We start from the raw sequence: 24,233 nt of genomic DNA on the forward strand, positions 1-24,233 counted from the left end.
AGTGTCTCCGTGGCTCAGCGGCTAATCTAATTTCTCGATCTTCCAATCCAAACGCGGGCGAATGGGTCCTTGACGAAGTTCAGGCCATTGCGTGCCGGGCGCGCCGGTAATATCCACATTGAACGAGATAGCGTTTTCATCCATGAAGTAACGCTTTACACCGAATGAACTCGCATTGACACCAAGATAATAGCGACCTTCATTGAAGAAATCAGCAGGGATGGTACAGCGGCTAATATAACGCCCCGATTTGCGCGCACCGAATTGTTCAAACTGCGCGGCATCATCGGTATCAAACGCGGTGAACACATATTCGCCACGCATCGTGTTGAGATACATACCCACACGCAAACCCGTGATGGGCGCATTGATCTGATATTCCCACTCGACGGTGACAGACTCAGTGGAACGGACAGTATCGACGACGTTCCCGCCTCTATCTTTAATTCGAATTGCTACGGGTCTAAAGGGTTCGCTCGCCGCTGGGATTTCATCGGTCTCCCAAATGCGCTCACCCGATTCCGCCTGCCCCGACGAAAGATAAAAGTCAACGGCTTCGGGTGTGGGCGCGCGTTTGAGAAGTTGTCCCTTTTTGAGGACGATGGCTTCCTGTGTAAGACGAAGGATCGCAGACATGTTGTGACTCACGAACAGGACCGTACGTCCCTGCTGTGCCACGTCACCCATCTTGCCAAGACACTTGCGCTGAAACTCCGCATCCCCCACCGCAAGGACTTCATCCACGACAAGGATCTCAGGTTCGAGGTGCGCGGCCACGGCGAACGCAAGCCGCAAATACATACCCGATGAATAGCGTTTCACAGGCGTATCAATGAACTGGCCGACTTCAGAGAAATCCACGATCTCATCGAACTTGCGGTCGATCTCTGCGCTTTTCATTCCGAGGATCGCGCCGTTCATATAAATGTTTTCGCGCCCGGTGAGTTCAGGATGAAAGCCCGTGCCCACTTCGAGCAACGAACCAACACGTCCACGCACAGAGACGGTTCCAACGGTAGGTTCCGTCACACGCGAAAGGATCTTCAATAAGGTGCTTTTGCCTGCGCCGTTACGTCCCACAATACCAAGCACTTTGCCTTCTTCAAGGTCAAACGAGACATCGTTCAACGCCCATATTTTGGCTGTGTTCGTCGCGCCACGCATGCCTTGTCCGCGCAAGGCACGGAAGACACGCACGGGCGTCATAAGCGTATCCACGATCACATCGCGGAACATGTTGTATTGGAACTTCTGTTGTGCCGCGCCGATCTTATATTGTTTACCGAGGTTTTTTACACTAATGGCTACTGTCATATTAAATCGTGTCCGCGAAAGTCTTTTCCATATTGCGGAAGTAGAACAATCCGCTGATCAAGATGAGCAAGGCGATCCCTACTGAGATCCAAAGCCCGGCATCGGGACCATTTCCGACTCCCAGCAATGCCCAGCGGAATCCGTTCACCACTCCAGCCATTGGGTTCAACGAATAGACCAACAGCCATTTCTCTGAGATCAGGCTGGAGGAATAGGCAACAGGAGTAGCGAACAGCCAAAACTGAGTCAGAAACGGAAGAGCATAGTTGACATCACGATACTGCACGTTGATCGCTGAAAGCCACAATGCTACGCCCAAGGCCGTAATGATCGTCAACATAAGGAATAACGGCAAAGCCCAGAGCACATTGATCGAAGGGGCGATCCGGTAGTAGATCATCAGACCGATCAAAATGACAAACGCAATGACGAAATCGATCAAGCCTGAAAGCACCGAGGCTAATGGCAAAACCAAACGTGGAAAATAGATCTTGGAAACCATGTTTTGATTCGATGTCAGCGAACGCGAAGCCTGATTCAACGCGGCCACAAACAGCCCCCACGGAAGAAGCGCCGTGTACGAAAAGATCGGGTACGGAATATTCCCATCCGTCGGCAATTTGGCGATACCGTTAAAAAGGAATGTGAACACGGTCATCGTCAACACCGGCTGGATAATCGCCCACGCCGCTCCAAGCATCGTCTGCTTGTAACGCACTTTGACTTCGCGCCAGATCATAAAGTAGATCAGTTCGCGGTACATCCACAAGTCACGCAAATTGAGCGCGGCCAATCCTTTGGATGGCTTGATATAAATGGTCGTTGGTTCGTGCTTTACTATTTCGTTCATAAGTTGATCGGAGGTCAGATACCTAGTGCTTAGCCTTCTGATCTCTGCTCTCTATTAGTTTCTTGTTTTCCTTGAACCACTCGATGGTGCGGCGCATCCCTTCTTCAAAAGGAACCTGCGCGCTCCAACCGAAATATTCTTTCGCGCGGCTGACGTCGAGTCCGCGGCGGGGTTGGCCGTTGGGCTTATCCGTTTGCCAAACAAGTTTGCCCTGGAAGCCGGTCATCTTTACGATCATCTCACTCAAATCCTTGATCGCGATCTCATACCCAGAACCCAAGTTGACAGGTTCGTCGCCGTTGTATTTTTCTGCGGCAGTGACAATGCCATCGGCGGCATCTTCCACATACAGGAATTCACGCGTCGGTGAACCATCGCCCCACACGGGAAGTTCCTTATCACCGCGCTCGCTCGCTTCCACAGCCTTGCGGATCAAAGCAGGGATGACATGCGATGAAGCAAGATTGAAGTTATCGCGCGGACCGTAGAGATTCACAGGCAAAAGGAAGATGGCATTGAAGCCATATTGCTGGCGATAGGCCTGTGCTTGCACAAGCATCATCTTCTTGGCGAGGCCATACGGAGCGTTGGTCTCTTCGGGGTAACCGATCCACAAATCATCTTCTTTGAAGGGAACGGGGGTGAATTTGGGATATGCACAAACGGTTCCAATGGCAACAAACTTGCCAACACCATTCTTATACGCCTGGTGCATCAGTTCCACGCCCATCATGAGGTTGTCGTAGAAAAAGTCTGCGGGGTGCTCGCGATTGGCACCAATACCGCCCACGTTGGCGGCGAGGTGAATGATGACCACGTTCTTCGGGTCAACGCCTTTCAATTGGTCCGCATACAGCTTGCGAATGTCGTTCGGGTCGACGAGGTTGTAGTTCTCAATGCGCGGAATGAAAATGTCCGTTGCGCCACGCGCCTTGAGTTTTTCGATGACGAATGAGCCAAGAAAGCCTGCTCCGCCGGTAACGATCACTTTTTTGTTTTGCCAAAAATTTTCAGACATGGTTTCTCCTTAATTTGAAAGAAGTAAATAAGTAGGCATGTAAACGAGCAAACAAAGCAATTCGCGTGTTTACGTGTCTACATTCTCATTGCACTATAAATTGTGCATTACGATAATGTGCATCGGTTGGGTTTTGGATGAGTCCCGTTTTCAGGGCAAACAACAATTCACGGACGCCATCGTTTACGTCCAATGTTGTATCAAAGCCAAGGGTATTCTTGATCTTTGCGAACGAAACGGTGATGTCACGCATATCGCCACCGAAGGTCAGGTCTTTGTATTCGACGACAGTTTGCGGCATGCGCTTCAACACCAGCCGCACAATATCGTCTTTTGAATAGTTTCCGTTATCAGTACCAAGATTGAAAACCTGCCCACGGATCTTTGACTGCTCGGCTTCAAGCCCCATAATGACGCCGCGTGCTACATCCCGAATATGGACGAACGAACGCGAATATCCGCGTTGGTAAATGATCAATGTGCGTTTCGTGAATGCTTCCAACACAAATTGGTTCACGATCAAGTCAAAGCGCGTACGCGGTGAAAGCCCATACAACGTCGCAAAACGGAACAACAAAGGCGCACACGAAGCATCTTTTTGCGAAAGCAAAAACTCTTCAGATGCGATCTTTGTCTCTGCATATAACGATTGTGGATTTAGTGGGGATTCTTCGGTGACTGGCTTGCCATTTTCAGACAAACCATAGTTGCTGTATGTGGACGCGAACACGAATCTTTCCACGCCCAAATCTGATGCCTGCTCAAAAACACTTTTCGTGGCCTCAACATTGTACTTCCACGCCACCTGTTTGCCGACTGCCTGACATGCTGGGAAACCTACAATGGCGGCGAGATGAATGATCGCATTTGGTTTTTGCCACTGGTCTTTGAGCGAGTCTTTGATCGCGCGCGGTTCGGTCACATCCGCTTTGACGAAATTAAAGTTGGGATGATGCAAAAAAGGCACCAGCGACTCTCCGCCGAAGAGGAGAGAGTCAAGGACAGTGACCCGGTAGTTAAGGCGGAGCAGTTCCGAGGTCAAGAGTGAGCCGATGTACCCGGCGCCTCCTGTAACAAGGATATGGCGGTCTGTCATACTGAATCCTCCATCCGTAATTGCACTTTGAACCCATCCACTTGCAGGACGGGGACATTCTTATCATTTACAACGGCAACACCCTGTTCAATACAGGTCAGGCGACAAATATCCACCACATCGCCTTTACCAGTAATGCGGACCTGGTTGTAGCCTGCGTCCTGCACTTTGGTGAGATGATCTTTCACACGCTGACGAGTTTTACGATAAATAGAAAAAGAGCGCTCGACGTAATCAACTGCCAGGCGAGCCCGCAGGGCAATGCCTTCGGGGGTGATGATGTAGCGCAACTTCTTGCGCTCAGCGCGCATGGCTTTGACATAGCCTTTCGCAATGAGACGCTTGAGATGCCAATTGACTGTTCCCACCGCCACACCAAGTTGCGTAGCCAAAACAGATTGATTTACATCGGGATCATTTTCGATTTTTTCGAGCAGGGTAAGCTCGCGGAGTTCGTCGTTGGTTGATTCCATAGGTTCAAAATTCAGTGACTGAATTATAACCGGGAATAAGGGGCTGTCAAACAGGTGAAATAAAAACTTCCGAAGTCTCGCCGTTCTTTGGCGCTTCGGAAGTTTGCTTGCTACGCAAATTGTTCCAAATTGACCGCTACCAACGGAAATGCATCGTCTACAAATTTCTCAAGAGTGGGACGTTTTTTCATATGGCTATAGTGAGATGCCAAACCATAGATCGCCCATGTTGCCACGGTGGCAGGAATATCGCTGGAGATTTTTGATTTTGTTTGAACCAACCAATAGGTTAACAAATCAAAGATCTGTTTTTTGATCGTGCCTTCGATCAACGATTCAAATTGTTGATGCGGCTGTGCGCATTCTCTGTGAGTCTTGGAAAGAAATTCACACACAGCCAGGATCAGGTTCCGTAAATTGTCGGGGGTGTAGTGACAGGCGTTCAGCGTGCGCTTCTCGATCTCATGTGTGAACATCTCGCTGATGGAATAATCGAGCAAGGCATATTTATCGGGGAAGTGTGCATAGAACGTGGCACGGTTGATCTCAGCTTTGTCGGTCACATCTTGCACGGAAATAGCTTCGAATCCTTTTTCAGCGAGGAGAGACTCAAAGGATGACAGGATCAGGTTTCGGGTCCGTTTGACGCGAGGATCGAGCTTTTCTTCTTTCAGGTTAGACAACATTTTCACTCCAGTGTTGTTTATCCAACAGATCAAAGTCTTTGTTGGTTGACTTTCATGGAAAGATTGATACACTACACAACATCTGTTGTTTAGAGCACAACTGTATATTATCATCACTCCCAAGGAGAGTCAAGATGAACATCGCATTATGGATCGCACAAGGATTATTAGCCGCCATGTATTTGATGGCGGGCAGTATGAAGACTTTTCAACCCGCCAATGTACGCACGAACCCACAGATGACCTGGGCACATGATAAACAGGATGGTTACATCCGCTTCGTTGGGATATCAGAACTGCTTGGCGCACTTGGGCTGATCCTCCCCCTCGTTACCGGCATCCTGCCGTGGCTAACAGTCATCGCCGCAGTTGGTTTGACGGTTATTCAACTACTGGCAATCTTTAGCGTGCATTTGCCCAAGAAGGAATTCAATGTAATTCCTGTCAACATCGTATTGCTTGCACTCGCTGTGTTCGTAATCATCGGGCGCTGGACACTTTTTTCATAAATCAATTTCAAGGAGAAATATAAAATGAACGTAACAATTATTGGATCAGGCAACATGGGGCGCGGTATTGGAACACGTGCGGTCGCGGGTGGGCACTCGGTCACATTTGTGGATGCAAATCCCGAAGTGGCAGAAAAGACCGCATCCGATGTACGGTCATCAGCAAAGAATGGTGCGAAAGTTTCAACCGCCAGCATCGGCAATGTTGAACTTGGTGATGTCGTGGTATTTGCTGTGTGGTATGGCACAAATATCGATCTGGCAAAACAGCTCGGCTCCAAACTTGCAGGCAAGGTCGTGGTGGACATTGCCAACCCACTGAATTCGACTTATGACGGTCTCGCCACTGCGCCCGATTCATCTTCTGCGGAAGATCTGGCAAAGGCAATTGCAAACGGTGCGAAAGTAGTAAAGGCTTTCAACACGACATATGCAGGCACGCTTCTTTCTGGACAGGTGGCTGGTCAGCCACTCGATGTCTTTATCGCCGGCGACGATGTGGACGCCAAAGCCAAGGTCGCGCAGATCGTGACCGATGGTGGTATGCGCGCCGTGGACGCTGGTCCATTGAGCCGCGCCCGCCAGATCGAAGGCATGCAACTCCTACACATCGTTCTACAAGGCACCCTCGGTACAAATTGGGGTAGTGCATTGAAAATTCTCAGCTAAACAAGGAATCAATTTATGTTAACCGTACAGAATACGAAGTTTAGTTCGCCCGCCAGCGACGACCAGATCGAACGCACAGCCCAAGCATTGGAAGCCAATGGCATTCACACACTTGTCGCTGAAAACGGCGAGGAAGCCAAACGCCTCTTTTTTGAACTGGTCCCCGATGGGGCAGAAGTTTTCCTCGGCGCATCTGTAACACTGGAAACGCTTGGCATTAAAGATGAAGTTGATCAATCAGGAAAGTACAATGCTCTGCGCCCGAAGATGTTCGCCATGGATCGCGCAACGCAGGGACGCGAGATCCGCAAGCTGGGCGGCGCACCAGATTTTGCCGCAGGTAGTGTCCATGCTGTAACGGAGGATGGACACGTGTTGATCGCATCGAACACGGGCAGTCAGTTAGGCCCCTATGCTTCGGGGGCAGGCAAGGTGATCTGGGTGATCGGCGCCCAGAAAATCGTCAAGGACTTTAACGAAGGAATGAGCCGTATTTACGACTACATCGTTCCGTTGGAAGAACAACACATGCAAGACCTGTACAAGGTCAGCACAAATGTCAGCAAGGTGTTGATCGTTAACAAAGAAATTCGTCCCGATCGTATTACAATGATCATCGTAAAAGAATCGCTTGGTTTTTAAAATTTCTGTTTTAGGAGACTTGGATGTCATCGAATCAAAAGAAAACTTTACTCGTCACAGGGGCTTCCGGTCACCTGGGGCGTCGAGTTGTGGAATTATTGCTGGATACCTATAAAGGAACGGTTATCGCCGCCACTCGTACGCCGGAGAAACTTGCCGATCTCAGTAAGCGCGGCGCAACCATACGTCAGGCCGATTTTGAAGACTTGAATTCTTTGTCCCAGGCATTTCAAGGCGTTGACAGGCTGTTACTCATCAGCACAGATGCTGTGGATGTGCCGGGCCGCCGTCTCAATCAGCACCGTAACGCCATCAAGGCGGCTGAACAGGCAGGGGTAAGTCACGTCGTGTACACATCCATTATCAATCCCGGGCCTGATTCACCAGCCTTCGTTGCCCCCGACCATCGCGGCACAGAGGAAGCGTTGGCAGAGAGCAAAATGGGATGGACATCATTACGCGAGAACATCTACATGGAAGTTTTGTTGATGTCTGTGGCTCGGGCCGCTCAGTCTGGTAAGTTGATCAATGCCATCGGTGAAGAGAAAGCCGCGTACATCTCACGAGAAGATGTGGCTCAAGCCGCGTTCTCAGCGTTGACATCGTCCTTTGATGGGCGTCAGACGCTGGATATCACCGGACCTGAAGCTGTCTCGCAATATGATATAGCATCCATTGCCAGCAAACTCACTGGAAAAGAAATTACCTATGTTCCGGTGGCATTGGAAGATCTCATTAAAAACATGACGGCTGGCGGGCTTCCTCGCCCACTTGCCGAGGCTTACTCGTCATTTGACGCTGCCATCGCGCAAGGCAAATTCAGCATCGCAACCAATACGGTCGAAGAATTGACCGGACGTAAACCGATCAGCGTCGCCGATTTCTTGTCCAGTCAGCGCGAAACTCTGGTGAAGGCCGCGCCATAACCGAAAGAAAATGTAGAGACGGTTTGTCAAAGTGACAAATCAAGTAATGCCGCAACAAACGGCAGGAGCTATTGAATGAGTCTATTGCCCAATTCAGAAACAAAAACCGAGTTTTCGATCCACCCCAAAACCTTGATGGGACATATTTCCCTCACGGTGGCAAACCTTGAGAACCAGATCATGTTCTATCAGCAGGCCATGGGATTCAAACTCCACTGGCGCGAAGGGAACAAGGCAGGGCTCGGTGCAGGCGGCAAGGACTTATTGTTACTGACCGAACAACCCAACTTGAAGAAATATCGTGGTGTAACGGGTTTGTATCATGTAGCGTATGTTTTCCCAAACAAACGTGAGTTGGCGATCGCGATGGCGCGTCTGTTTGCCATCAAATATCCCAACTCCCCCACGGACCACATCATGACCAAGACCACCTACCTCGATGACCTTGAAGGGAATGGAATTGAGTTGTATTGCGAGTCACCGGAAGATGGCACATGGAAGTTTGCCAACGGCAAATACGAATCCTATCGCAAGGATGGTTCGTGGAGCAATGGCCGTGAGGCGCTGGATGTAGAAGAATTATTCAGCCACATCCAGGAGGATGACAAGTTGGATGTGCCCATTCCACTTGAAACGCGCGTGGGACATGTCCACTTGCATGTGCGTGATGTAGCAGAAGCCGTCGATTTTTACCACGGCATTATCGGCTTCGATATCATGGGCATTGCAAAAGAATTCCAAATGGGATTTGTGTCTGCGGGCGGGTATCACCATCATCTTGGCCTGAACACCTGGCAGGGTGCAGGCGCTCCGCCTCCGCCTGCTGATGCAGTGGGCCTGCGCTATTTCACGATCGAGTTACCAGATCAAAAGGCTTACGATGAGGTAGTGGCCCGGATCGATGAAGCAGGCATCCCGTCGAATATGACCGAGGCGGGTCTGTTTCTGCATGATCCGTCACAGAATGGCGTAGTCCTGACCGTGACAAAATAAATATATCAATATCTACGGGCTCAACGGCTGAAACTTTGAAATTTGAAATTCATTGCAACAGTCGTTGAGCCTGGGTCTTGCCAATCCATAGCCAACATAAATACCAAACTTAAAGTGAGACACAAATCCGTATAGCGGATCAAACTCTGCCTGCATGATGGATGATGGGAAGTTTCTCAATGTGATATCAACCAAGTCAAAGATCTGCGGCATTGTATAGTGGGAATAACTGCATAAAAAAACTTCTTCGCCCCAACTGGGATCAGCCCAATATTCAGGAGACAAGATCGCTACAGGATCTTTTGTTTCCACCTTCACTACAACTCCTTCACGGACTTCAATGGTCGCATATGGCCTACAGATCGAACGACCATCACCCTGAATCTCGAATGTGTAGTTTTTAATTCCCAACGCATCCCATTGAGCACGCGCCCGTGGCAACTCAGCACGGACGCTGGCAACCTTCAGCGTATGTCTTGCAGATGCAATAGGGTCATACAAAACTTGAATAAGTATCACAATCAACAGAACACTGCTCAGCAGTATGGTCATACGGGTTTTAGAAAAATTCATGCTGAAAATATAACACGCCGATCAATCAAATCTGTGGGGATATATAATAAGCGGCTCATGAACATATTCATTCTGAAGTTGATCCTTGCTCCCCTCATTATCGGTTCTGCCAGCCTGGCCGGCCGTAAATGGGGACCGGCCGTCAGCGGCTGGATCGTTGGCCTGCCACTCACATCGGGGCCGGTGGTGTTCTTCCTTGCCCTTAGTCACGACACAACTTTCGCCACAAACGCCACACTGGGCGTTATCAGCGGGGGAATCTCGCTCGTGCTCTATTCGCTTTCTTATGTATGGCTGGCGAATCGTTTTCGCTGGCAAGTTTCGATCATAGGAAGTCTGATGGTCTTCACGGCTTGTACAGCAATACTACAAAACTTCACCTTTCCTTTAAGACCGATGTTCTTTATCGTCTGTGTTGCAATACTTGCCGCATTGCGATTGATCCCCAACGATATCGTAGAAGAAACAGATGCTCAACCAGGGGTCTGGGATATTCCCTTGCGCATCTTGATCGGGACGAGTTTCATTTTATTGATAACAGGCATCGCACCATTCATTGGTCCACACCTGACCGGGCTGTTGACCACCATTCCACTGTACGTGTCCATTCTGACGGTCTTTGCTCATCGTCATCAAGGCTCTGCCGCCGCCGCACATGTATTGCGCGGACTGTTATACGGTCTCTTTGCTTTTGCAGGTTTCTTCTTGACCTTGAACTTGCTACTCGAACGAACAGGGATTGCGGTAGCATTCATTAGTGCCATCATGGTCGCACTGGCCGTGCAAGGGACTTCCCTCTGGTGGTTGCATCAGCCACATTCATAAAACAAATATCCAAAGCCTAAATAGATTTATTTCGCTCTTGACTCTACCCCATGGGAAGATTGTATACTGCCGATATGAATCAACCAAAGGAACTCTTCTCCATCGGCGGCTTTGCCAATTTGACCGGACTCTCGTTCAAGGCCTTGCGATTGTACGATCAGTTAGGCATTCTACAGCCGCATCACACCGACCCCCAAACTGGATACCGCTACTACGGGGTTGACCAACTCCCGAGCGCACGCATGATCCGGGTCATGCGTGAAATGGACATGCCGCTCGCCACGATTCGCCAAGTGCTTGATTCGGTGTCTGCAGACGCCGCTTCTCCGCTTGAAACTGAATCATTGGTGAAGGAATATGTCGAAATGCGCGAAAGACAGGTGGAACAGATCCGTGGGCAGGTTCACCAACTCGTTCAACTAATCCATCAGGAGGTACAACCTATGAGTCTGAAAGTAGAGATCAAAGAACTTAAAGCGCAACAGGTGCTTAGCATAACAAGCCATGTCAAAGTGGATAAGCTCGACATGGTCATCAAACAATCGCTGGATACATTTCAACAATTATTGGATGACCAGCATGTGGAGTCGTCAGATTCGCCCTTCGGCATTTTCCACGGTCAGGTCAATGAACAGCAGGACGGCCCGATCGAGATCTGTTTGCCAGTCGATGGAAAGATCAAGGCAAAGGGAGATGTAACCGTAAAAACTCTGCCGGGTGGCAACGCCGCAACCGTAATGATGGTCGGCGCACAATGCGACTTTCCTGCCATCCTCGGCGCATATGATGCGGCCGCGGATTGGATCCAAAAGAACGGATATGAAATGGCTGAGCCTCCACACGAGGTTTGGCACAACCCACCCGTAGGGAAGCCAAAGATGGAAGGCCCAGAAATTCGAATGGAAATCGTCTGGATGTTCAAATAGAAGCAAGTAAAACAGCAAACCAAATCGGTTTGCTATTTTATTACCCTTGACTCTCCCCTTTGTGGAGACTGTATACTGCTGCAATGAGTGAGCCAAAAGACCTGCTTTCCATTGGGACCTTCGCCAACATGACCCGGCTTTCGGTCAAGGCGCTGCGATTGTATGACCAGCTGGAGATTCTACAACCGCTTCACATTGACCCGCAAACTGGGTACCGCTACTACAGCATTGACCAGGTCCGAACAGCGCGCATGATCCGGAGCATGCGTGATATGGATATGCCTCTTGCCGATATTCGGCGGGCATTGGTGATGTTGCCTGTTTCGCAAGCACAGATCGAGTTGTTGATTCGTCAACACCTCGCAATGCGGGAACGACAACTTGAGCAGATTCGCAGGCAGGCTCGTGAATTTTCAAAACAATTAAGACCGGAGGCAAATAAAATGAATCTTGAAGTCGTTGTAAAAGATATCCCAACCCAGCAGGTTATCAGCATCACACGTCACCACACTGTAGATGGTCTGGGCAAACAGGAGGAACTGGATGCTGGAGAGTTGTTCGGACTTGTAAATGAACAAGGCGCACAGCCGATGGGAGCACCATTCGGCATTTATCATGGGCCTGTCAGTGAAACCGAAGATGGTCCCGTCGAGATTTGTATTGCAGTGAATGGTAAGGTGGAAGGCAAAGGTCACATCGAAGTGAAGCAGCTGGAAGGTGGGAAAGGTGCGTCTGTCCTCATCACCGGAGACCAATGCCACTATCCCGAACTGTTGGCTGCTTATGATGCCGGTGCGGATTGGATCCAAAAGAATGGCTTTAAAATGGTCGGGTCACCGCGCGAGATTTGGTACACAGGCCCGGGTCCCGATGCAAAATGGGAAATTGTCTGGTTGTTCAAGTAGGAAACAAACCATCATGAATGTAAATTCTTATTACTTGAGCATTAATGAGTTAAGCAAACTGATTCGTGAACAACAAGTTTCGCCGGTGGAAATTGTAAACTCCTGCCTTGAGCGAATAAACACTCTCAACCCCAGGTTGAATGCATTTATTACCGTGTTGGGGGATCAGGCGCGGGAACAAGCCAAACTTGCCGAAGTCGAAATAAAATCCGGCAAATGGCGGGGTCCATTGCACGGTATCCCGGTTGGCATCAAGGATTTTTATGACACGGCTGGCATCAGAACAACCGCTGCGTTTAAGTATTTTAAAGACCGTATACCCGCAAAAGACGCTGTCGCAGTAACCAAATTAAAAGATGCAGGAGCGATCATCATCGGGAAAATGAATATGCATCAACTGGGCATGGGCACCACCGGGCTTGTGAGTCACTATGGGCCTGCAAAGAACCCATGGAATTCTGATTACATTCCCGGCGGCTCGTCCAGCGGATCTGCGGTTGCTGTTTCCAGTGGCATGTGCTTTGCCACACTTGATACGGATGCAGTTGGCTCCTGCCGTTTACCGGCCTCCGTTTGTGGCGTAACCGGTTTTAAAGGCACATATGGTCTTCTAAACGGCGAAGGAATCCTTGCAGGGGAAAAGGCAGATGAGATGATCTTGTGGCTGTCGCATCCCGCTATTACCACGCGCAACATTGAAGATACGGCGCTTGTACTGAATGTCCTTGCTGAACGAAATGAAAACACAAAAAATGTTGACTTTTTTGATGGGTTGGCAGTCAATACTGAATTACGAATCGGCGTAGCTGAGAATGTCAAGGCAGGGCAGGAGGTACTTGCAACATTCGAAAAAGCTGTTGAAGCAATTCGTGCATTAGGTCATAATACAATCAACACTCTTGCCCCATTTGGTGACCCAAGCAAGGGCATAAAGAATATTGAGGCCGATAGGAAGTCCATCGCTGAACAATCGTTCAAGAATATTGATGTTTTGTTGCTACCCACCTGTACAACTACTGTTCCGCTCATCAAGAACGCCAAGTCCAATGAGCAGACGCTGTCACCTGAAAATACTGCATTTGCAAATTACTATGGATTGCCCGCTGTAAGCATTCCATGCGGTTTTGATGCAAAAGGTCTCCCATTGGGTCTACAGATTGTGGGCAAACCCTGGGATGAAATCACTGTATTGCGACTGGCATATCAGTATCAAATGACGAACGAATATGGAAAAAGGCATCCGATTGCATAAAACTCATCTTGATTGCGTAATAGAAAAGGATTTCCAGTGATAACCATTAGAAAACCCAAAATTGAAAACGTTCGAAGATCACCTATATGGGCATTCGATTTATTGCGCCATTCAAGGGCATGTCGAAGGAAATCAGGAGAAACGCAAGTCAGTTGAATAATTGGTTCGAAGAAAAGAAGATCAAAACTGCAGGCCCCTCCTTTCTGCGCTATCACGTCATCGATATGAGCGGCTTCATGGATCTCTCATATTGTATTCCTGTAAAAAAGGCGCTGCCCAATGATGGGAACGTCAAGGCGGATTTCATACCCGCCGGACAATACGCTCACCTCATCTATTCCGGTGGCGGCATCTCCGGCAATCGCGCGTTGATCGAATGGGTGCGTGCTCAAGGTCTGGACCTTGACCGCTGGGATACCGATGAGGGTGATAACTTCCGCGGACGCTACGAGACCTTTCTGACCGATCCAAAGATCGAACCGCGCAAATCGAAATGGCAGATCGAAGTCGCGATCAAATTGGCGGAATAATAATTTTACGTAGGGGCGCAGCAGTGCTGCGCCCCTACTGCATCCCTGCCCAATACATACCAAACTCTAATATACACGCCACATTGCCCATGCTACAATTTTGTCATCATGAACACAGCAAGACCCCCTTGCTAATTTAATACCCACGCAAAATACACGCGCCCCCAAAATTATTGGGGTTGTTTTGCATTCCCCGTAACCCGTAAAAAACCTACACCCGACGATCTCGATGGTGCCTGACATAGCTGCCATCTATTTTCGTTTAAGTCCAAGGCGCGTGCCCCGCCCTGCTCCGATTTGTCTTCCCACTAAATCACAAATCGGAGGTTTCAAATGGAAACAATTCAGGGCAAAAAGCCCTGCACTTTGGATTTAAACAAACTGCATGCACGACTCACAAATCATCAGCGCGTCATTCTGGACCTCGGAACTGGTGATGGCAAATTTGCCTTTCATCACGCCCGAACCTTTCCCTGTCACTTCGTTATCGGCGTGGACTCGTGCCGTGAGAATTTGCATGAATATTCTCGCGCCAAAATATCAAATCTGCTCTTCGTTATTGCCAATGCACAAAACCTGCCACACGAACTGAATGGATTGATTTCACATATCACCATCAACTTCCCGTGGGGAAGCCTGCTGGAAAGTTTACTGAACGGTGACTCAGGGTTGACGTGCGGGTTGAAGTCCATTGCATGCCCTAACACAGCGATAACGATTCGGCTGAACGGTGGAGCGCTGTCAGAGGCGGGAACGGCTCTCGAAGCCGGAGCAGACCGAATTCAAGAAGTGATGCGAGAGTCGGGTTGGCAAATGAAAAACCCCAGCCGAATGGGAAAGTCTGATCTGCAAACCTTTCCCAGTACTTGGGCAAAACGTCTCGCTTTCGGGCGTGACCCACGTGCCATCGAATTGACTGGGACGTTATAACAAAGCAGGTCACGTTTGGTTTTGATACGGACTTCATCCTACTCAACCACCAAGCGTGACCTGCAAGTTATTTCACTCTTTAGGAAAGTCACTCCATGATGCGCAGATATTCGCGATCGAAGGCAGCGAGCAAACTTTCACGCGGACTGTACCAGCCGGGCGTGTATCCTTGTGAAGTTACGCCTTGCTGACTTAACTCGCAGACTTGCCAATCCTGTAGGTTGGTCTCATGCCAAAAATCAACAGCTTCTTGCGGACGAAAATCCGGCAAGCCAAACGACTCTGGGTTGAATAGCCACTCGCTGACAATGGTGGTGTGACCCGGCGCAACAGGCAGAAGCATGTGATACATCAAATAATCGGGATGAATATTGATCAACAGATTAGGCAACATGGTGTAATAAAATCCGCGCTTCTCGATACCTGAACTGAGATCGCCCAACGGCAAGCCACATAGCCTTCCAGACATGGTCATGCTGTCACCACCGGTGATATTCATAAATCCGCCAAGCATTGAGCCGTCGAAGAGATCGTTCTCGGCGCTGGTGTAGTTCGTATATTTGTTCAGCATGGGATGAATGGTCGGGCAGTGATAACACTCATTGAAATTTTGAAAGACATACTTCCAATTGGAGGCGGCTTCATATACATGGCGGGTATGGACTTTGAGGCCGCCGACGTTCCAACGTGTAAGACGGTTCAGCATGGGTTCGTACATCGTTTCAAAAGGCTCGGGCGTATCCATGCTCAGGTTGATAAAGATGAACCCTTCCCACACGTGGACGTGTACCGAGCGCAATGGGAATTCTTCCCAACGAAAGCCTTCCACTTCCTTCATGAACGGCGCGCCGATGAGTGTGCCGTCCAAACCATAGGTCCAGGCGTGATACGAACATTGGATACTGCCTTTGAACTGTCCCTCGTTCTCTTCGCAGATACGTGTACCGCGATGACGACAGACATTATAAAAAGCGCGGATATTATCCTGTTTATCGCGCAAGACGATGATGCTTTCATCAAAAACACTTGCCAGAAAATATTCACCCACATGAGCGATGCGGCTCTGATGCCCAACACACATCCAGCCATGCTTGAAGATGCGTTCTTTTTCCCGCTGGAATACATCATGGGAAGTGTAGTATTCCTGCGGAAGGGTCATCGAGCCTGCGACATAGGTATCTGCGGTTTTGAAATAAGTTGCCATAAGATTCTCCTTATTCATAAAAAGGTTGGATAAAAAAAATAACCACGGGTATCAAAAGATACCCGCGGTTATTTGACTCGGTCACGGAAACGTTCCGCGCCGAGAGGTTACCTGATGCGATCTACAAGAACTTCAGGAACTGCACTGCGTTTTGCTTGAGCGAACAGATTTACAAGCATCGGAACTACTTCAACACCTTTACTACATTTCGTCCCGCCGTACCACTGACTCCCCCTCCGCCGTGGACTCCGCTTCCGCAGAGATAGAGATTATCGAGCGGGGTCTTGTGATTCGACCAGCCAGGGATCGGACGCATGAACATGAATTGATCGAGCATGAGTTGACCGTGGTTGAGGTCACCTTCGGTGAGACCATAGGTTTGTTCGAGGTCAAGAGGCGTGAGAGATTTACGATTTACGATTGATGATTTTAGATTTACGAAATATTCCGCGAGTGTATCAATTGCCAACTTTTCAACTTTTGAACCTGCAACCTGCCAACTGTCATTCTTCAGTTCGTACGACGCAAATTGAAAATGGATGGAAACCACATTCCCCGAAGTTGTGACTTCGAGATACGGTTTTTCAGAAATACTATGATACTTCGCCGCATCGTAGGCTTTCTCAAGATACTTAATAGAAGGAGCCAAAGCAACTGTCCCATCAGGGATGCCGTGTTTGCCATCCGTCAGCAAATGGATTTTGGCCACCGAGCCACGCATTTTGATGGATTGGACATTCCACACAAATTCAGGCGGGAGGTTGACTGCGCCAACAAGAGACAAGAATGTCTGCTTCGGGTCAACGGCGGAGATGATGTTGTCCGCGGAAATCTCTTCGCCGTTCTTCAACACAACGCCTTTACAGGTAAATGTGTCTACCTGTATGCGTTCTACTTCTGCCCCTGTGCGGATTTCACCACCAAATGACTTCACTGCGTTTGCAAGTGCTTCAGTTACCTTTCCGATTCCGCCTTCAACAGAAACGTGCGACATGCCACCACGGTTCGCCCAGTTATGCATAAGAGTGTAGCCTGTCCCTGCGCCCATCGGACCAAGCGTGAAGCCGTGGATTCCAAGTGACGCCACCGCCGCCTTGACCACATCGGACTCGAACCATTCGTCCACGAATTCTTCGGCGGTCATGGGAATGCCACGGATGACACGCATCATATCCTTGCCACCCATCAGGCGGAGATCGAGACCAAGTTCTGCGAGACCGAGGCCTTCGTCGAAACTGAAGTTCTTCGGCAGGCGCGGCATGATGGTTTCGTTGGCAAGATGGATGAAACGCGAAGCTTTCTCCATGAAATCGAGGAACGGTTGCCAGTTCGCTGCATCCTTTTCGGAGAAGCGTTTGATAGACTCTGCCGCTTTGACAGGATCAGGGTCAAGGACGAGGTGATCCCCATCCGCTTGAAGAGAAATAAAAGGCTTTCTCTCAGTGACCGCAGGAAGCGAGAGTTTCAAATCCTTGACGATGTCAGGACGTAACATCCCGCCCGCGTGGAGCGAGTCAACGGTGAAGCCGTCGCCGAAAGATTCGGTGACAACCTGCCCGCCGACGATGTCCCGCCGTTCAAGGACGAGAACCTTCTTGCCTTTCTTTGCAAGATACGCCGCGGCAACCAAGCCGTTATGTCCTGCGCCGATGATGATGTAATCGTAGTTTTGCATTCATTCTCCTTACGGATATAAAGCTAGATCATAGGCATTTTTCACGCCCAATGAATATATCCTTTTTGTATTTACGTCCATTGCATAATATGTTTCGCCAGCGATAAATGTTATGTATCCTCTTGAAGACGAACGCGCAAGACCTGTTTCCATAATTTCATCATCAAATACATTTGGAATGAATTGAGTTACTTCTCCGCTTGCCAAGTCAAGGAACATTAATTTTGGAGGACCAATAAAGCGCATAAAAATGATACAAGATGAATCAGGGCACCAAACAGGGCTATCTTCAAAATGGTCAAGATCATAAGGGGTCATTTGTCTCACGTCTGAACCGTCTGCGTTCATGATAAACACCTGCGATCTTCCATCTCGTTTATTTTCTGAAGAATTCGAAACAAAGGAGAGCTCGCTACCATTTGGTGACCATTTAGGTGCAAATCCGCCCAGCGTATCGCTTGTTATTTGCATAGTTTTCATTGTCTGCAAATCAAACACATAAATATTTGAGATACTATCCTCATCTGAAACTACATAAGCAATTTTTCTTCCATCAGGCGACCAGTCGGGCACAAGTTCGTTAGCAGGAGTAGAGATGATTGGTCTTTGATTACCGCCACCTTTATCCATGATGTATATGTCAAAAAGATTTTCCTTTGTCCACGACACATACATGATTTGCGTGCCATCGGGAGACCATCTTGCCCAGCTATTATTTCCAGAATTTGTAAGTTGTCTGGTCTCATCTGTCTCCAGATTCTTTAGAAATATCTGAGTCACAAATGGTTCACGGCTTACTAAAACACTATAAGCAATCCATCCAGAAATGTGCTCTGTAGTTAATTCTGGCTCAGCAAAAGTTGGCAAAGGGGTTGCTGTAAATACCACTTGCTGATTTGCGCAAGCGACAATTATCAAACACCACAAACTCACAGCTAAGACTCTTTTCATTTGCATAAATTCGTTTCACTCAACTCAAAGCGTAAACTAAACTTCCTCGGACAGAATCAAACATCCGTTAAGAACGAAGCGGCTCTTTGTCGGACGATAGACCATAGACCATTGACCATTTTCCATCGTCCATAGTCCACGGTCTATCGTCATTAAATTCCATCCTTCAACGCGATCTCTGCCGCCAACTTGCCAGGCGCGCCCATGATGCCGCCGCCAGGATGTGCGCCTGAGCCAGCGAGATAATAGCCATTGATGGGCGTGCGGAAGCTTGACCATTTGGTGGCGGGGCGCATGAAGAAGAGTTGATGCAACAGCAGTTCGCCATGGAAGATGTTGCCACCCGTGATGCCTGCGATCCGTTCGATATCGAGGGGCGTAATGACCTGTTTGCCGATGATGGCACGGCGGATGTTCGGCGCGTGTTTCTCGATGGTCGAGATGACCGTTTCACCGAAGGCTTCGCGCTTGGCATCGTCCCAGCCGCCTTCGATATCATACGGCGCATATTGCACAAAACACGACATCACATGTTTTCCGGGCGGCGCCATATCGGGGTCGATCTTCGACGGCACGATCATGTCGATGTACGGCTCCTTCGCAAAGCGCCCATACTTCGCATCGTCGTAGGCGCGCTCGATGTAATCAATGCTCGGGCTGATCGAGATCGCGCCGTTGTGCAACGCGTTCTCGCCAGGCAGTGCGGTGAAGTTCGGCAGTTCGCTCAACGCGATATTGACCTTGCCCGACGAACCACGTGTGCGGAATTTCTTGATCGAATGGATAAGATCATCGGGCAGATATTTTTGCTCGACGAGTTTCAAGAACGTGACGAACGGATCGGCAGACGAAAGGACTGCCTTGCCGTAGACTTCATCTCCGTTTTCGAGCGCCACTCCAACAGCGCGTCCATTCTTGACGATGACCTGTTTCGCGGTTGCGTTGAGCCTGATCTCAGCCCCAAACGCTCTCGCCGAACTCGCGATGGCTTCGGCGATTCCGCCTGTACCACCTTTGGCAAAACCCCACGCACGGAACGCGCCGTCAATCTCGCCCATGTAGTGATGCAACAACACATACGCCGTGCTCGGCGAACGCGGACCAAGGAACGTGCCGATGATCCCGCTCGCGGACTTTGTCCCGAGCAACGCGGGAGTCTCGAACCATTCTTCGAGCATGTCCGCCGCGGATTGGGTCATGATCTTTGCGAGACCATACAATTCTTTTTCGGTTAATGTCGAAGCGAATTGACCGAGCTTCATCAAGCCCATCAAATCTTTTGGATGCAACGAGGTTGGGTCAGGAGGCAGAATACTCAGAATCGGCTTGATGGCTTTTGCCAGGCGCGCCATGCGGCGGGAATATTCATCGTAGGCTTCGGCATCCTTGGGCGAATGACGATAAATTTCGCGGCGCGTCGTATCGTGATCATCCCAACCTGCGATGTAATCGCCTGTGCCTGTGGGCGTGAAGGTGCTCGGCAACGGCAGGATTTTCAACCCGTGTTGCGGCAGTTTCAAATCGCGGAGAATCTCAGGCCGCAACAAACTGACCACATACGAGAATTCTGTAAACTTGAATCCTGGAATAATTTCTTCGGTAATGGTCGCCCCACCGACCAATTCCCTGCGCTCAAGCACAACAACTTTTCGTCCTGCTCTCGCCAGATACGCGGCGGCAACGAGTCCGTTGTGCCCACCGCCGATGATGATTGCGTCATAATTTTGTGTCATAGTTTCTCCGTTTACACGTTTTTAGGTTTGAACGTTCCAACGTTTGAACGTGCTAACGTTTTTTCCATTCGGGTTCGTAGAATGGAAGTTTAACAACGCGGGCAGGCGCATACTTGCGATGATGTTCCACCGTAATTTCCATTCGCACATCCGTGCCAAGTTCATAATACGGTCTCTGCAAATGTGCGAGCGCAATGTACTTCTTCAACAACGGCGACCAACTTGCCGTTGACGCGTAACCAACCTGCACATTGCCAACCAGAATCGGCATACTTGCACGGATCGCAGACCCAGGCACTTGCGGCGGCAAACCAACCTCGGCATACAACTGCTCCATGCCAACCCAATCGATCTCGATGCCCACCATCTTCCATGCTGAGCCTTCACGTTTTTCTTTTTCCAATGCCTTACGCCCAACGAAATAACCAGGCTTATCGAGAGCCACCGTCCAATCGAGTCCCAACTCAAACGGCGACGACTTTTGCGCTTCGATCCACGCGTGCCCCGCGGAGGTGTAATCCACGTCGAGCATGAACAGTCCCGCCTCCACGCGCGCCATATCGAGCGCGAGAATACCCACGGGCAAAATCCCGTAATCATGTCCCGCTTCCATGATAGCATCCCATACTTTGACGCCATCCTTCGCGTCCATCCAGATCTCATAACCGAGATCGCCTGTGTATCCCGTTCTTGAAATGGTGACTTCGACTCCGCCAAGTTTATTCTTCATCAAGCGGAAATACTTCAGCCCATCGAGATTGGATTCACAGATGCGATTCAAAATGACCCGTGAGTTGGGTCCCTGCAAACTGAGCGACGCCACGCTGTCAGTTTGATCTTCGAACTGCACGTCGAGCCCGACTGCGTTTAGCATCAGCCAGCGCAGATTCGGTTCCGCAGCAGTCAGGCGGAAGGTCGATTCATCGAGGCGTGCAACAGTGCCATCGTCGATCATCTTGCCTTCGTCATCGCACCAGCCTGTGTAACAGACTTGTCCCACTTTCAGTTTGTAAATATCGCGCGTGGTGACCTTGTGCAACAACGCCGCCGCATCTTTCCCTTTGACAATGTATTTCATTAACGGCGATACATCGATCAACGCCGCCGCATTGCGGATCGCCCAATACTCGCGGTCGATCGTATGCTCATACGAACCGACAACATAATAGCCCGCCCACTTGCGCCAATTCTGCGGCAGGCACAACGCGGACGTCCGTTCATGGAAGGGGGTGTTTTTGAGTTGAAACATAAAAATCCTCTGCGAAACTTGCTAGTTTTTCTTTTGTATTTTTAATTAGTCTTCCAACAAAGATAAACTTGAATACTTCACCAGCACAAAGAACTCGATTCGTACTCTGTACGTAGTAACGATAGGCGGGTACCAACGCAGAACCCCATACTGAAGTCTGGAGTTTTAAGGAAAGCCAAGATAAAGTTTGTCGACGTTCTTTTATTGAAAAAGCAGGTTGGTAATTTCAAAACTTGTATAGCGGGAGGAAACGGCAATGAATAACGAAACTGTCTTCTCGTTATCGCCTTGCAATGAAGGATATTGTAAATTATATATAATTTTTGAGCAATGGATATTTGTCACTTTTTATCATAACTAAAAACGGACAAAACGCGTCGGGGTGACGTATCTTGTCCGTTACAGGCTCTTGTTTTGTGAACGATCTACTTCCAGTCGCTTAGTTCATCTTCCAACGACTCGATCAATTTGATGTACTTGTCTGCATCGCCTTTCATGCTAAGTTCAAATGCGATCTTGTTCAACCCCTCTGAGATCTTGTGTTCATCATCAGGCGAGATATTCTGCTCTAACAACGGGAAGACGCGGGTCTTGAGTCGGTCCAGGTGTTGGCGCAGTGTGGATGTCACTTCGCTGGCCGCCCAGCCTACTTCGCCACGCGCTTCCTCGTCCCCACCTTGCCATCCCTTCGCGGCATTCAGCATATGCTCCGCGGCATCGTGAGTTTTCACCTGCTCAACAAGCATTGAGCCCACAGGCCCGTCATCAAGAGGAAAGCCATTGTCTTCCAATGCTTTGATCAGTAACGCCTCTTTTTTGAAGAACCCCTCTTCAATAAATTCCTGAATGAAAGTATGCGAGACAATGAAAAAACCTGGCCGCGCATTTTTATTACCAGAAAGGATTGCCAACCCACCGCCAAGCACATCCAAAAAACGAGTGATGACTTCCTGATCGACGCGATAATTTTTCGTGATGAGCATCATGCTCTCCTTTATTGCCTAACGGCTCTCTGCCCTGACCTTATTCTTGATCTCGCCCAGCCCCTCGATCTCCACTGACACTTCATCGCCATCCTTCAACACACCGACACCGGAAGGGGTGCCCGTAAAAATGAGGTCGCCCGGCTCAAGTGTCATCACAGATGAAATGTAGGCAACCAACACACCTACATTAAACACCATATCGCGTGTCGATGCCATCTGTCTCATCTGTCCATTCACACGCACGGTGACAACAGCATCAGCGGGGTCAAACTCAGTATCGATCCACGGCCCAAACGGACAGAATGTATCGAAGCCTTTGGCACGTGTCCACTGGTCATCTGTTTTTTGCAGGTCCCGCGCAGTCACGTCATTACCAACGGTATAACCAATAATATGATTCTTTGCTTTCTCAGCCGTGATGTGACGTCCGCGTTTGCCAATGACGATGACTAATTCACCTTCGTGTTCCACCTGCGCCGATTGCGGCGGCAAAATGATCGTATCATTAGGATTGATAATGGACGAGGGTGGCTTCATAAAAATGAGCGGCACCTTCGGCAGTTCATTGCCCATCTCTTTGACGTGTTCCACGTAGTTGCGTCCCACGCATACGATTTTGCTCGGCTCCGAGGGGGCAAGCAGGTTCACGTCCGCAAGGGGCGTTTCGGCTTCTTGACGACGGTAACGCCCAAAGATATTGCCTCCGATCTCACCCACCTTGTCTCCCAACAACCATCCGTATTTAGGTTTTGACTTTCCTTCTTTTAATTCGTATCGAACAATTCGCATGCTTCCTCCAACCCCCCAAGTGTAACATGATGTATAATAGCGGACGCGGGCGCTTAGCTCAGTTGGTTAGAGCACTTCTTTTACACAGAAGGGGTCAGGGGTTCGAGTCCCTTAGCGCCCACAAAAAGTCTCACGAATGTGAGGCTTTTTTCTTTCTAGGGTCAGGTGTTTCCCTCATGGGGATGATACGAGTCCTTTAGCGCCCACAAAAAGTCTCACGAATGTGAGGCTTTTTCTTTCCAGGGTCAGGTGTTTCCCACAGGGGGATGATACGAGTCCCTTAGTGCCCACAAAAAGTCTCACAACAAGTGGGACTTTTTCTTTCCAAGGTCAAATATTTCCCGCAGGGAATCTTCGAGAAACCAAACAACCCATTCGGGCGGGGCTTTTCTTTGCAGAGAGACCTGTTTTGGGCCAAATCTTTACACATAAGATAGTCGCATTGTAAAAATCTTTCAGTATTAGGGGATTTGTGATATTTTTCAGTGAACTTTCGTATAATGTAGAGAGCCCCTTTGTAAGATAGGGG

General features: G+C 49.3%; 25 protein-coding genes and 1 tRNA gene. 12 read left to right on the forward strand and 14 right to left on the reverse strand.

The window, feature by feature from the left end:
* Nucleotides 1-21: 21 nt before the first annotated feature.
* The 6 genes from IPP66_02955 to IPP66_02980 all read right to left on the reverse strand — a co-directional run bounded on the left by IPP66_02955 (nt 22) and on the right by IPP66_02980 (nt 5,437).
* Nucleotides 22-1,314: an ABC transporter ATP-binding protein gene (locus tag IPP66_02955; GenBank protein ID MBK9924228.1), complete on the reverse strand. Its 1,293-nt coding sequence runs from the start codon at nt 1,312-1,314 to the stop codon at nt 22-24.
* 1 nt (nt 1,315) lies between these two features.
* A complete protein-coding gene (locus tag IPP66_02960; protein ID MBK9924229.1) occupies nt 1,316-2,164 on the reverse strand; it encodes an ABC transporter permease in 849 nt (282 codons plus the stop codon).
* Nucleotides 2,165-2,186: 22 nt separating this feature from the next.
* A complete protein-coding gene (locus IPP66_02965; GenBank protein MBK9924230.1) occupies nt 2,187-3,182 on the reverse strand; it encodes a GDP-L-fucose synthase in 996 nt (331 codons plus the stop codon).
* A gap of 85 nt (nt 3,183-3,267) precedes the next feature.
* Nucleotides 3,268-4,278 carry an NAD(P)-dependent oxidoreductase gene (locus IPP66_02970; GenBank protein ID MBK9924231.1) on the reverse strand — a complete coding sequence of 337 codons (1,011 nt, stop codon included), beginning with the start codon at nt 4,276-4,278 and terminating at the stop codon, nt 3,268-3,270.
* The gene (locus IPP66_02975) at nt 4,275-4,751 is read right to left on the reverse strand and encodes a winged helix-turn-helix transcriptional regulator (protein ID MBK9924232.1); all 477 of its coding nucleotides are present in this window, start codon (nt 4,749-4,751) and stop codon (nt 4,275-4,277) included. The genes IPP66_02970 and IPP66_02975 overlap by 4 nt, the downstream gene beginning before the upstream one ends.
* A 110-nt stretch (nt 4,752-4,861) precedes the next feature.
* Complete coding sequence (locus tag IPP66_02980) at nt 4,862-5,437, reverse strand: TetR/AcrR family transcriptional regulator (GenBank protein ID MBK9924233.1); 576 nt, start codon at nt 5,435-5,437, stop codon at nt 4,862-4,864.
* Between the two features lie 134 nt (nt 5,438-5,571).
* Here IPP66_02980 and IPP66_02985 point away from each other — a divergent pair, with 134 nt between their 5' ends.
* The 5 genes from IPP66_02985 (at nt 5,572) to IPP66_03005 (ending at nt 9,176) form a co-directional block, all read left to right on the forward strand.
* Nucleotides 5,572-5,946 carry a DoxX family protein gene (locus tag IPP66_02985; GenBank protein ID MBK9924234.1) on the forward strand — a complete coding sequence of 125 codons (375 nt, stop codon included), beginning with the start codon at nt 5,572-5,574 and terminating at the stop codon, nt 5,944-5,946.
* 24 nt (nt 5,947-5,970) lie between these two features.
* A complete protein-coding gene (locus tag IPP66_02990) occupies nt 5,971-6,615 on the forward strand; it encodes an NAD(P)-binding domain-containing protein (GenBank protein MBK9924235.1) in 645 nt (214 codons plus the stop codon).
* Between the two features lie 15 nt (nt 6,616-6,630).
* Nucleotides 6,631-7,257: an LUD domain-containing protein gene (locus IPP66_02995; GenBank protein ID MBK9924236.1), complete on the forward strand. Its 627-nt coding sequence runs from the start codon at nt 6,631-6,633 to the stop codon at nt 7,255-7,257.
* A 23-nt stretch (nt 7,258-7,280) separates the two neighbouring features.
* Complete coding sequence (locus tag IPP66_03000; protein MBK9924237.1) at nt 7,281-8,183, forward strand: SDR family oxidoreductase; 903 nt, start codon at nt 7,281-7,283, stop codon at nt 8,181-8,183.
* 75 nt (nt 8,184-8,258) lie between these two features.
* Nucleotides 8,259-9,176, forward strand: a complete 918-nt coding sequence (locus IPP66_03005) for a VOC family protein (GenBank protein ID MBK9924238.1) — start codon at nt 8,259-8,261, stop codon at nt 9,174-9,176.
* A 12-nt stretch (nt 9,177-9,188) separates the two neighbouring features.
* Here IPP66_03005 and IPP66_03010 read toward each other — a convergent pair whose 3' ends face one another.
* Nucleotides 9,189-9,749, reverse strand: coding sequence for a hypothetical protein (locus tag IPP66_03010; GenBank protein MBK9924239.1), 561 nt, complete (start codon nt 9,747-9,749; stop codon nt 9,189-9,191).
* Nucleotides 9,750-9,806: 57 nt separating this feature from the next.
* Here IPP66_03010 and IPP66_03015 point away from each other — a divergent pair, with 57 nt between their 5' ends.
* The 6 genes from IPP66_03015 to IPP66_03040 all read left to right on the forward strand — a co-directional run bounded on the left by IPP66_03015 (nt 9,807) and on the right by IPP66_03040 (nt 15,117).
* Nucleotides 9,807-10,574, forward strand: coding sequence for a hypothetical protein (locus tag IPP66_03015; GenBank protein ID MBK9924240.1), 768 nt, complete (start codon nt 9,807-9,809; stop codon nt 10,572-10,574).
* A 74-nt stretch (nt 10,575-10,648) separates the two neighbouring features.
* Nucleotides 10,649-11,500 (forward strand): MerR family transcriptional regulator, encoded by an 852-nt coding sequence (locus tag IPP66_03020; GenBank protein MBK9924241.1) that lies wholly within the window; start codon nt 10,649-10,651, stop codon nt 11,498-11,500.
* Nucleotides 11,501-11,583: 83 nt separating this feature from the next.
* Nucleotides 11,584-12,405 carry a MerR family transcriptional regulator gene (locus IPP66_03025; GenBank protein ID MBK9924242.1) on the forward strand — a complete coding sequence of 274 codons (822 nt, stop codon included), beginning with the start codon at nt 11,584-11,586 and terminating at the stop codon, nt 12,403-12,405.
* A gap of 13 nt (nt 12,406-12,418) precedes the next feature.
* Complete coding sequence (locus tag IPP66_03030; GenBank protein MBK9924243.1) at nt 12,419-13,657, forward strand: amidase; 1,239 nt, start codon at nt 12,419-12,421, stop codon at nt 13,655-13,657.
* Between the two features lie 86 nt (nt 13,658-13,743).
* Nucleotides 13,744-14,187, forward strand: a complete 444-nt coding sequence (locus IPP66_03035) for a hypothetical protein (protein ID MBK9924244.1) — start codon at nt 13,744-13,746, stop codon at nt 14,185-14,187.
* Between the two features lie 333 nt (nt 14,188-14,520).
* Nucleotides 14,521-15,117 carry a class I SAM-dependent methyltransferase gene (locus IPP66_03040; GenBank protein MBK9924245.1) on the forward strand — a complete coding sequence of 199 codons (597 nt, stop codon included), beginning with the start codon at nt 14,521-14,523 and terminating at the stop codon, nt 15,115-15,117.
* 88 nt (nt 15,118-15,205) lie between these two features.
* Here IPP66_03040 and IPP66_03045 read toward each other — a convergent pair whose 3' ends face one another.
* From IPP66_03045 to IPP66_03075, 7 genes are all read right to left on the reverse strand, one after another.
* Nucleotides 15,206-16,321 carry an aromatic ring-hydroxylating dioxygenase subunit alpha gene (locus IPP66_03045; protein ID MBK9924246.1) on the reverse strand — a complete coding sequence of 372 codons (1,116 nt, stop codon included), beginning with the start codon at nt 16,319-16,321 and terminating at the stop codon, nt 15,206-15,208.
* Between the two features lie 184 nt (nt 16,322-16,505).
* Nucleotides 16,506-17,996 carry an NAD(P)/FAD-dependent oxidoreductase gene (locus IPP66_03050; GenBank protein ID MBK9924247.1) on the reverse strand — a complete coding sequence of 497 codons (1,491 nt, stop codon included), beginning with the start codon at nt 17,994-17,996 and terminating at the stop codon, nt 16,506-16,508.
* A 9-nt stretch (nt 17,997-18,005) separates the two neighbouring features.
* The gene (locus IPP66_03055; GenBank protein ID MBK9924248.1) at nt 18,006-18,953 is read right to left on the reverse strand and encodes a PD40 domain-containing protein; all 948 of its coding nucleotides are present in this window, start codon (nt 18,951-18,953) and stop codon (nt 18,006-18,008) included.
* Nucleotides 18,954-19,099: 146 nt separating this feature from the next.
* Nucleotides 19,100-20,680, reverse strand: coding sequence for an NAD(P)/FAD-dependent oxidoreductase (locus IPP66_03060; GenBank protein ID MBK9924249.1), 1,581 nt, complete (start codon nt 20,678-20,680; stop codon nt 19,100-19,102).
* A 52-nt stretch (nt 20,681-20,732) separates the two neighbouring features.
* Nucleotides 20,733-21,929 (reverse strand): aminomethyl transferase family protein, encoded by a 1,197-nt coding sequence (locus tag IPP66_03065; GenBank protein MBK9924250.1) that lies wholly within the window; start codon nt 21,927-21,929, stop codon nt 20,733-20,735.
* A 425-nt stretch (nt 21,930-22,354) separates the two neighbouring features.
* The gene (locus IPP66_03070) at nt 22,355-22,915 is read right to left on the reverse strand and encodes a hypothetical protein (protein MBK9924251.1); all 561 of its coding nucleotides are present in this window, start codon (nt 22,913-22,915) and stop codon (nt 22,355-22,357) included.
* A 15-nt stretch (nt 22,916-22,930) separates the two neighbouring features.
* Nucleotides 22,931-23,704 carry a fumarylacetoacetate hydrolase family protein gene (locus IPP66_03075; GenBank protein ID MBK9924252.1) on the reverse strand — a complete coding sequence of 258 codons (774 nt, stop codon included), beginning with the start codon at nt 23,702-23,704 and terminating at the stop codon, nt 22,931-22,933.
* A gap of 47 nt (nt 23,705-23,751) precedes the next feature.
* Between IPP66_03075 and IPP66_03080 the strand changes: the two genes are divergently transcribed.
* A tRNA-Val gene (locus tag IPP66_03080) sits at nt 23,752-23,825 on the forward strand.
* The last annotated feature ends 408 nt before the right edge of the window (nt 23,826-24,233 follow it).

This window comes from Candidatus Defluviilinea proxima (assembly GCA_016721115.1).
GTDB lineage: Bacteria > Chloroflexota > Anaerolineae > Anaerolineales > Villigracilaceae > Defluviilinea > Defluviilinea proxima.

Excerpts from the sequence above, each read along its gene's own strand:
- IPP66_03050 (MBK9924247.1), bottom strand. The coding sequence starts at position 17,996 with ATGCAAAACTACGATTACATCATCATCGGCGCAGGACATAACGGCTTG.
- IPP66_03060 (MBK9924249.1), bottom strand. The coding sequence starts at position 20,680 with ATGACACAAAATTATGACGCAATCATCATCGGCGGTGGGCACAACGGA.
- IPP66_02960 (MBK9924229.1), bottom strand. The coding sequence starts at position 2,164 with ATGAACGAAATAGTAAAGCACGAACCAACGACCATTTATATCAAGCCA.
- IPP66_02965 (MBK9924230.1), bottom strand. The coding sequence starts at position 3,182 with ATGTCTGAAAATTTTTGGCAAAACAAAAAAGTGATCGTTACCGGCGGA.
- IPP66_03075 (MBK9924252.1), bottom strand. The coding sequence starts at position 23,704 with ATGCGAATTGTTCGATACGAATTAAAAGAAGGAAAGTCAAAACCTAAA.
- IPP66_03045 (MBK9924246.1), bottom strand. The coding sequence starts at position 16,321 with ATGGCAACTTATTTCAAAACCGCAGATACCTATGTCGCAGGCTCGATG.
- IPP66_02970 (MBK9924231.1), bottom strand. The coding sequence starts at position 4,278 with ATGACAGACCGCCATATCCTTGTTACAGGAGGCGCCGGGTACATCGGC.
- IPP66_03040 (MBK9924245.1), top strand. The coding sequence starts at position 14,521 with ATGGAAACAATTCAGGGCAAAAAGCCCTGCACTTTGGATTTAAACAAA.
- IPP66_02975 (MBK9924232.1), bottom strand. The coding sequence starts at position 4,751 with ATGGAATCAACCAACGACGAACTCCGCGAGCTTACCCTGCTCGAAAAA.
- IPP66_03025 (MBK9924242.1), top strand. The coding sequence starts at position 11,584 with ATGAGTGAGCCAAAAGACCTGCTTTCCATTGGGACCTTCGCCAACATG.
- IPP66_03020 (MBK9924241.1), top strand. The coding sequence starts at position 10,649 with ATGAATCAACCAAAGGAACTCTTCTCCATCGGCGGCTTTGCCAATTTG.
- IPP66_03055 (MBK9924248.1), bottom strand. The coding sequence starts at position 18,953 with ATGCAAATGAAAAGAGTCTTAGCTGTGAGTTTGTGGTGTTTGATAATT.
- IPP66_02955 (MBK9924228.1), bottom strand. The coding sequence starts at position 1,314 with ATGACAGTAGCCATTAGTGTAAAAAACCTCGGTAAACAATATAAGATC.
- IPP66_03005 (MBK9924238.1), top strand. The coding sequence starts at position 8,259 with ATGAGTCTATTGCCCAATTCAGAAACAAAAACCGAGTTTTCGATCCAC.
- IPP66_03065 (MBK9924250.1), bottom strand. The coding sequence starts at position 21,929 with ATGTTTCAACTCAAAAACACCCCCTTCCATGAACGGACGTCCGCGTTG.
- IPP66_03030 (MBK9924243.1), top strand. The coding sequence starts at position 12,419 with ATGAATGTAAATTCTTATTACTTGAGCATTAATGAGTTAAGCAAACTG.
- IPP66_02995 (MBK9924236.1), top strand. The coding sequence starts at position 6,631 with ATGTTAACCGTACAGAATACGAAGTTTAGTTCGCCCGCCAGCGACGAC.
- IPP66_02990 (MBK9924235.1), top strand. The coding sequence starts at position 5,971 with ATGAACGTAACAATTATTGGATCAGGCAACATGGGGCGCGGTATTGGA.
- IPP66_02985 (MBK9924234.1), top strand. The coding sequence starts at position 5,572 with ATGAACATCGCATTATGGATCGCACAAGGATTATTAGCCGCCATGTAT.
- IPP66_02980 (MBK9924233.1), bottom strand. The coding sequence starts at position 5,437 with ATGTTGTCTAACCTGAAAGAAGAAAAGCTCGATCCTCGCGTCAAACGG.
- IPP66_03070 (MBK9924251.1), bottom strand. The coding sequence starts at position 22,915 with ATGATGCTCATCACGAAAAATTATCGCGTCGATCAGGAAGTCATCACT.
- IPP66_03035 (MBK9924244.1), top strand. The coding sequence starts at position 13,744 with ATGGGCATTCGATTTATTGCGCCATTCAAGGGCATGTCGAAGGAAATC.
- IPP66_03000 (MBK9924237.1), top strand. The coding sequence starts at position 7,281 with ATGTCATCGAATCAAAAGAAAACTTTACTCGTCACAGGGGCTTCCGGT.
- IPP66_03010 (MBK9924239.1), bottom strand. The coding sequence starts at position 9,749 with ATGAATTTTTCTAAAACCCGTATGACCATACTGCTGAGCAGTGTTCTG.
- IPP66_03015 (MBK9924240.1), top strand. The coding sequence starts at position 9,807 with ATGAACATATTCATTCTGAAGTTGATCCTTGCTCCCCTCATTATCGGT.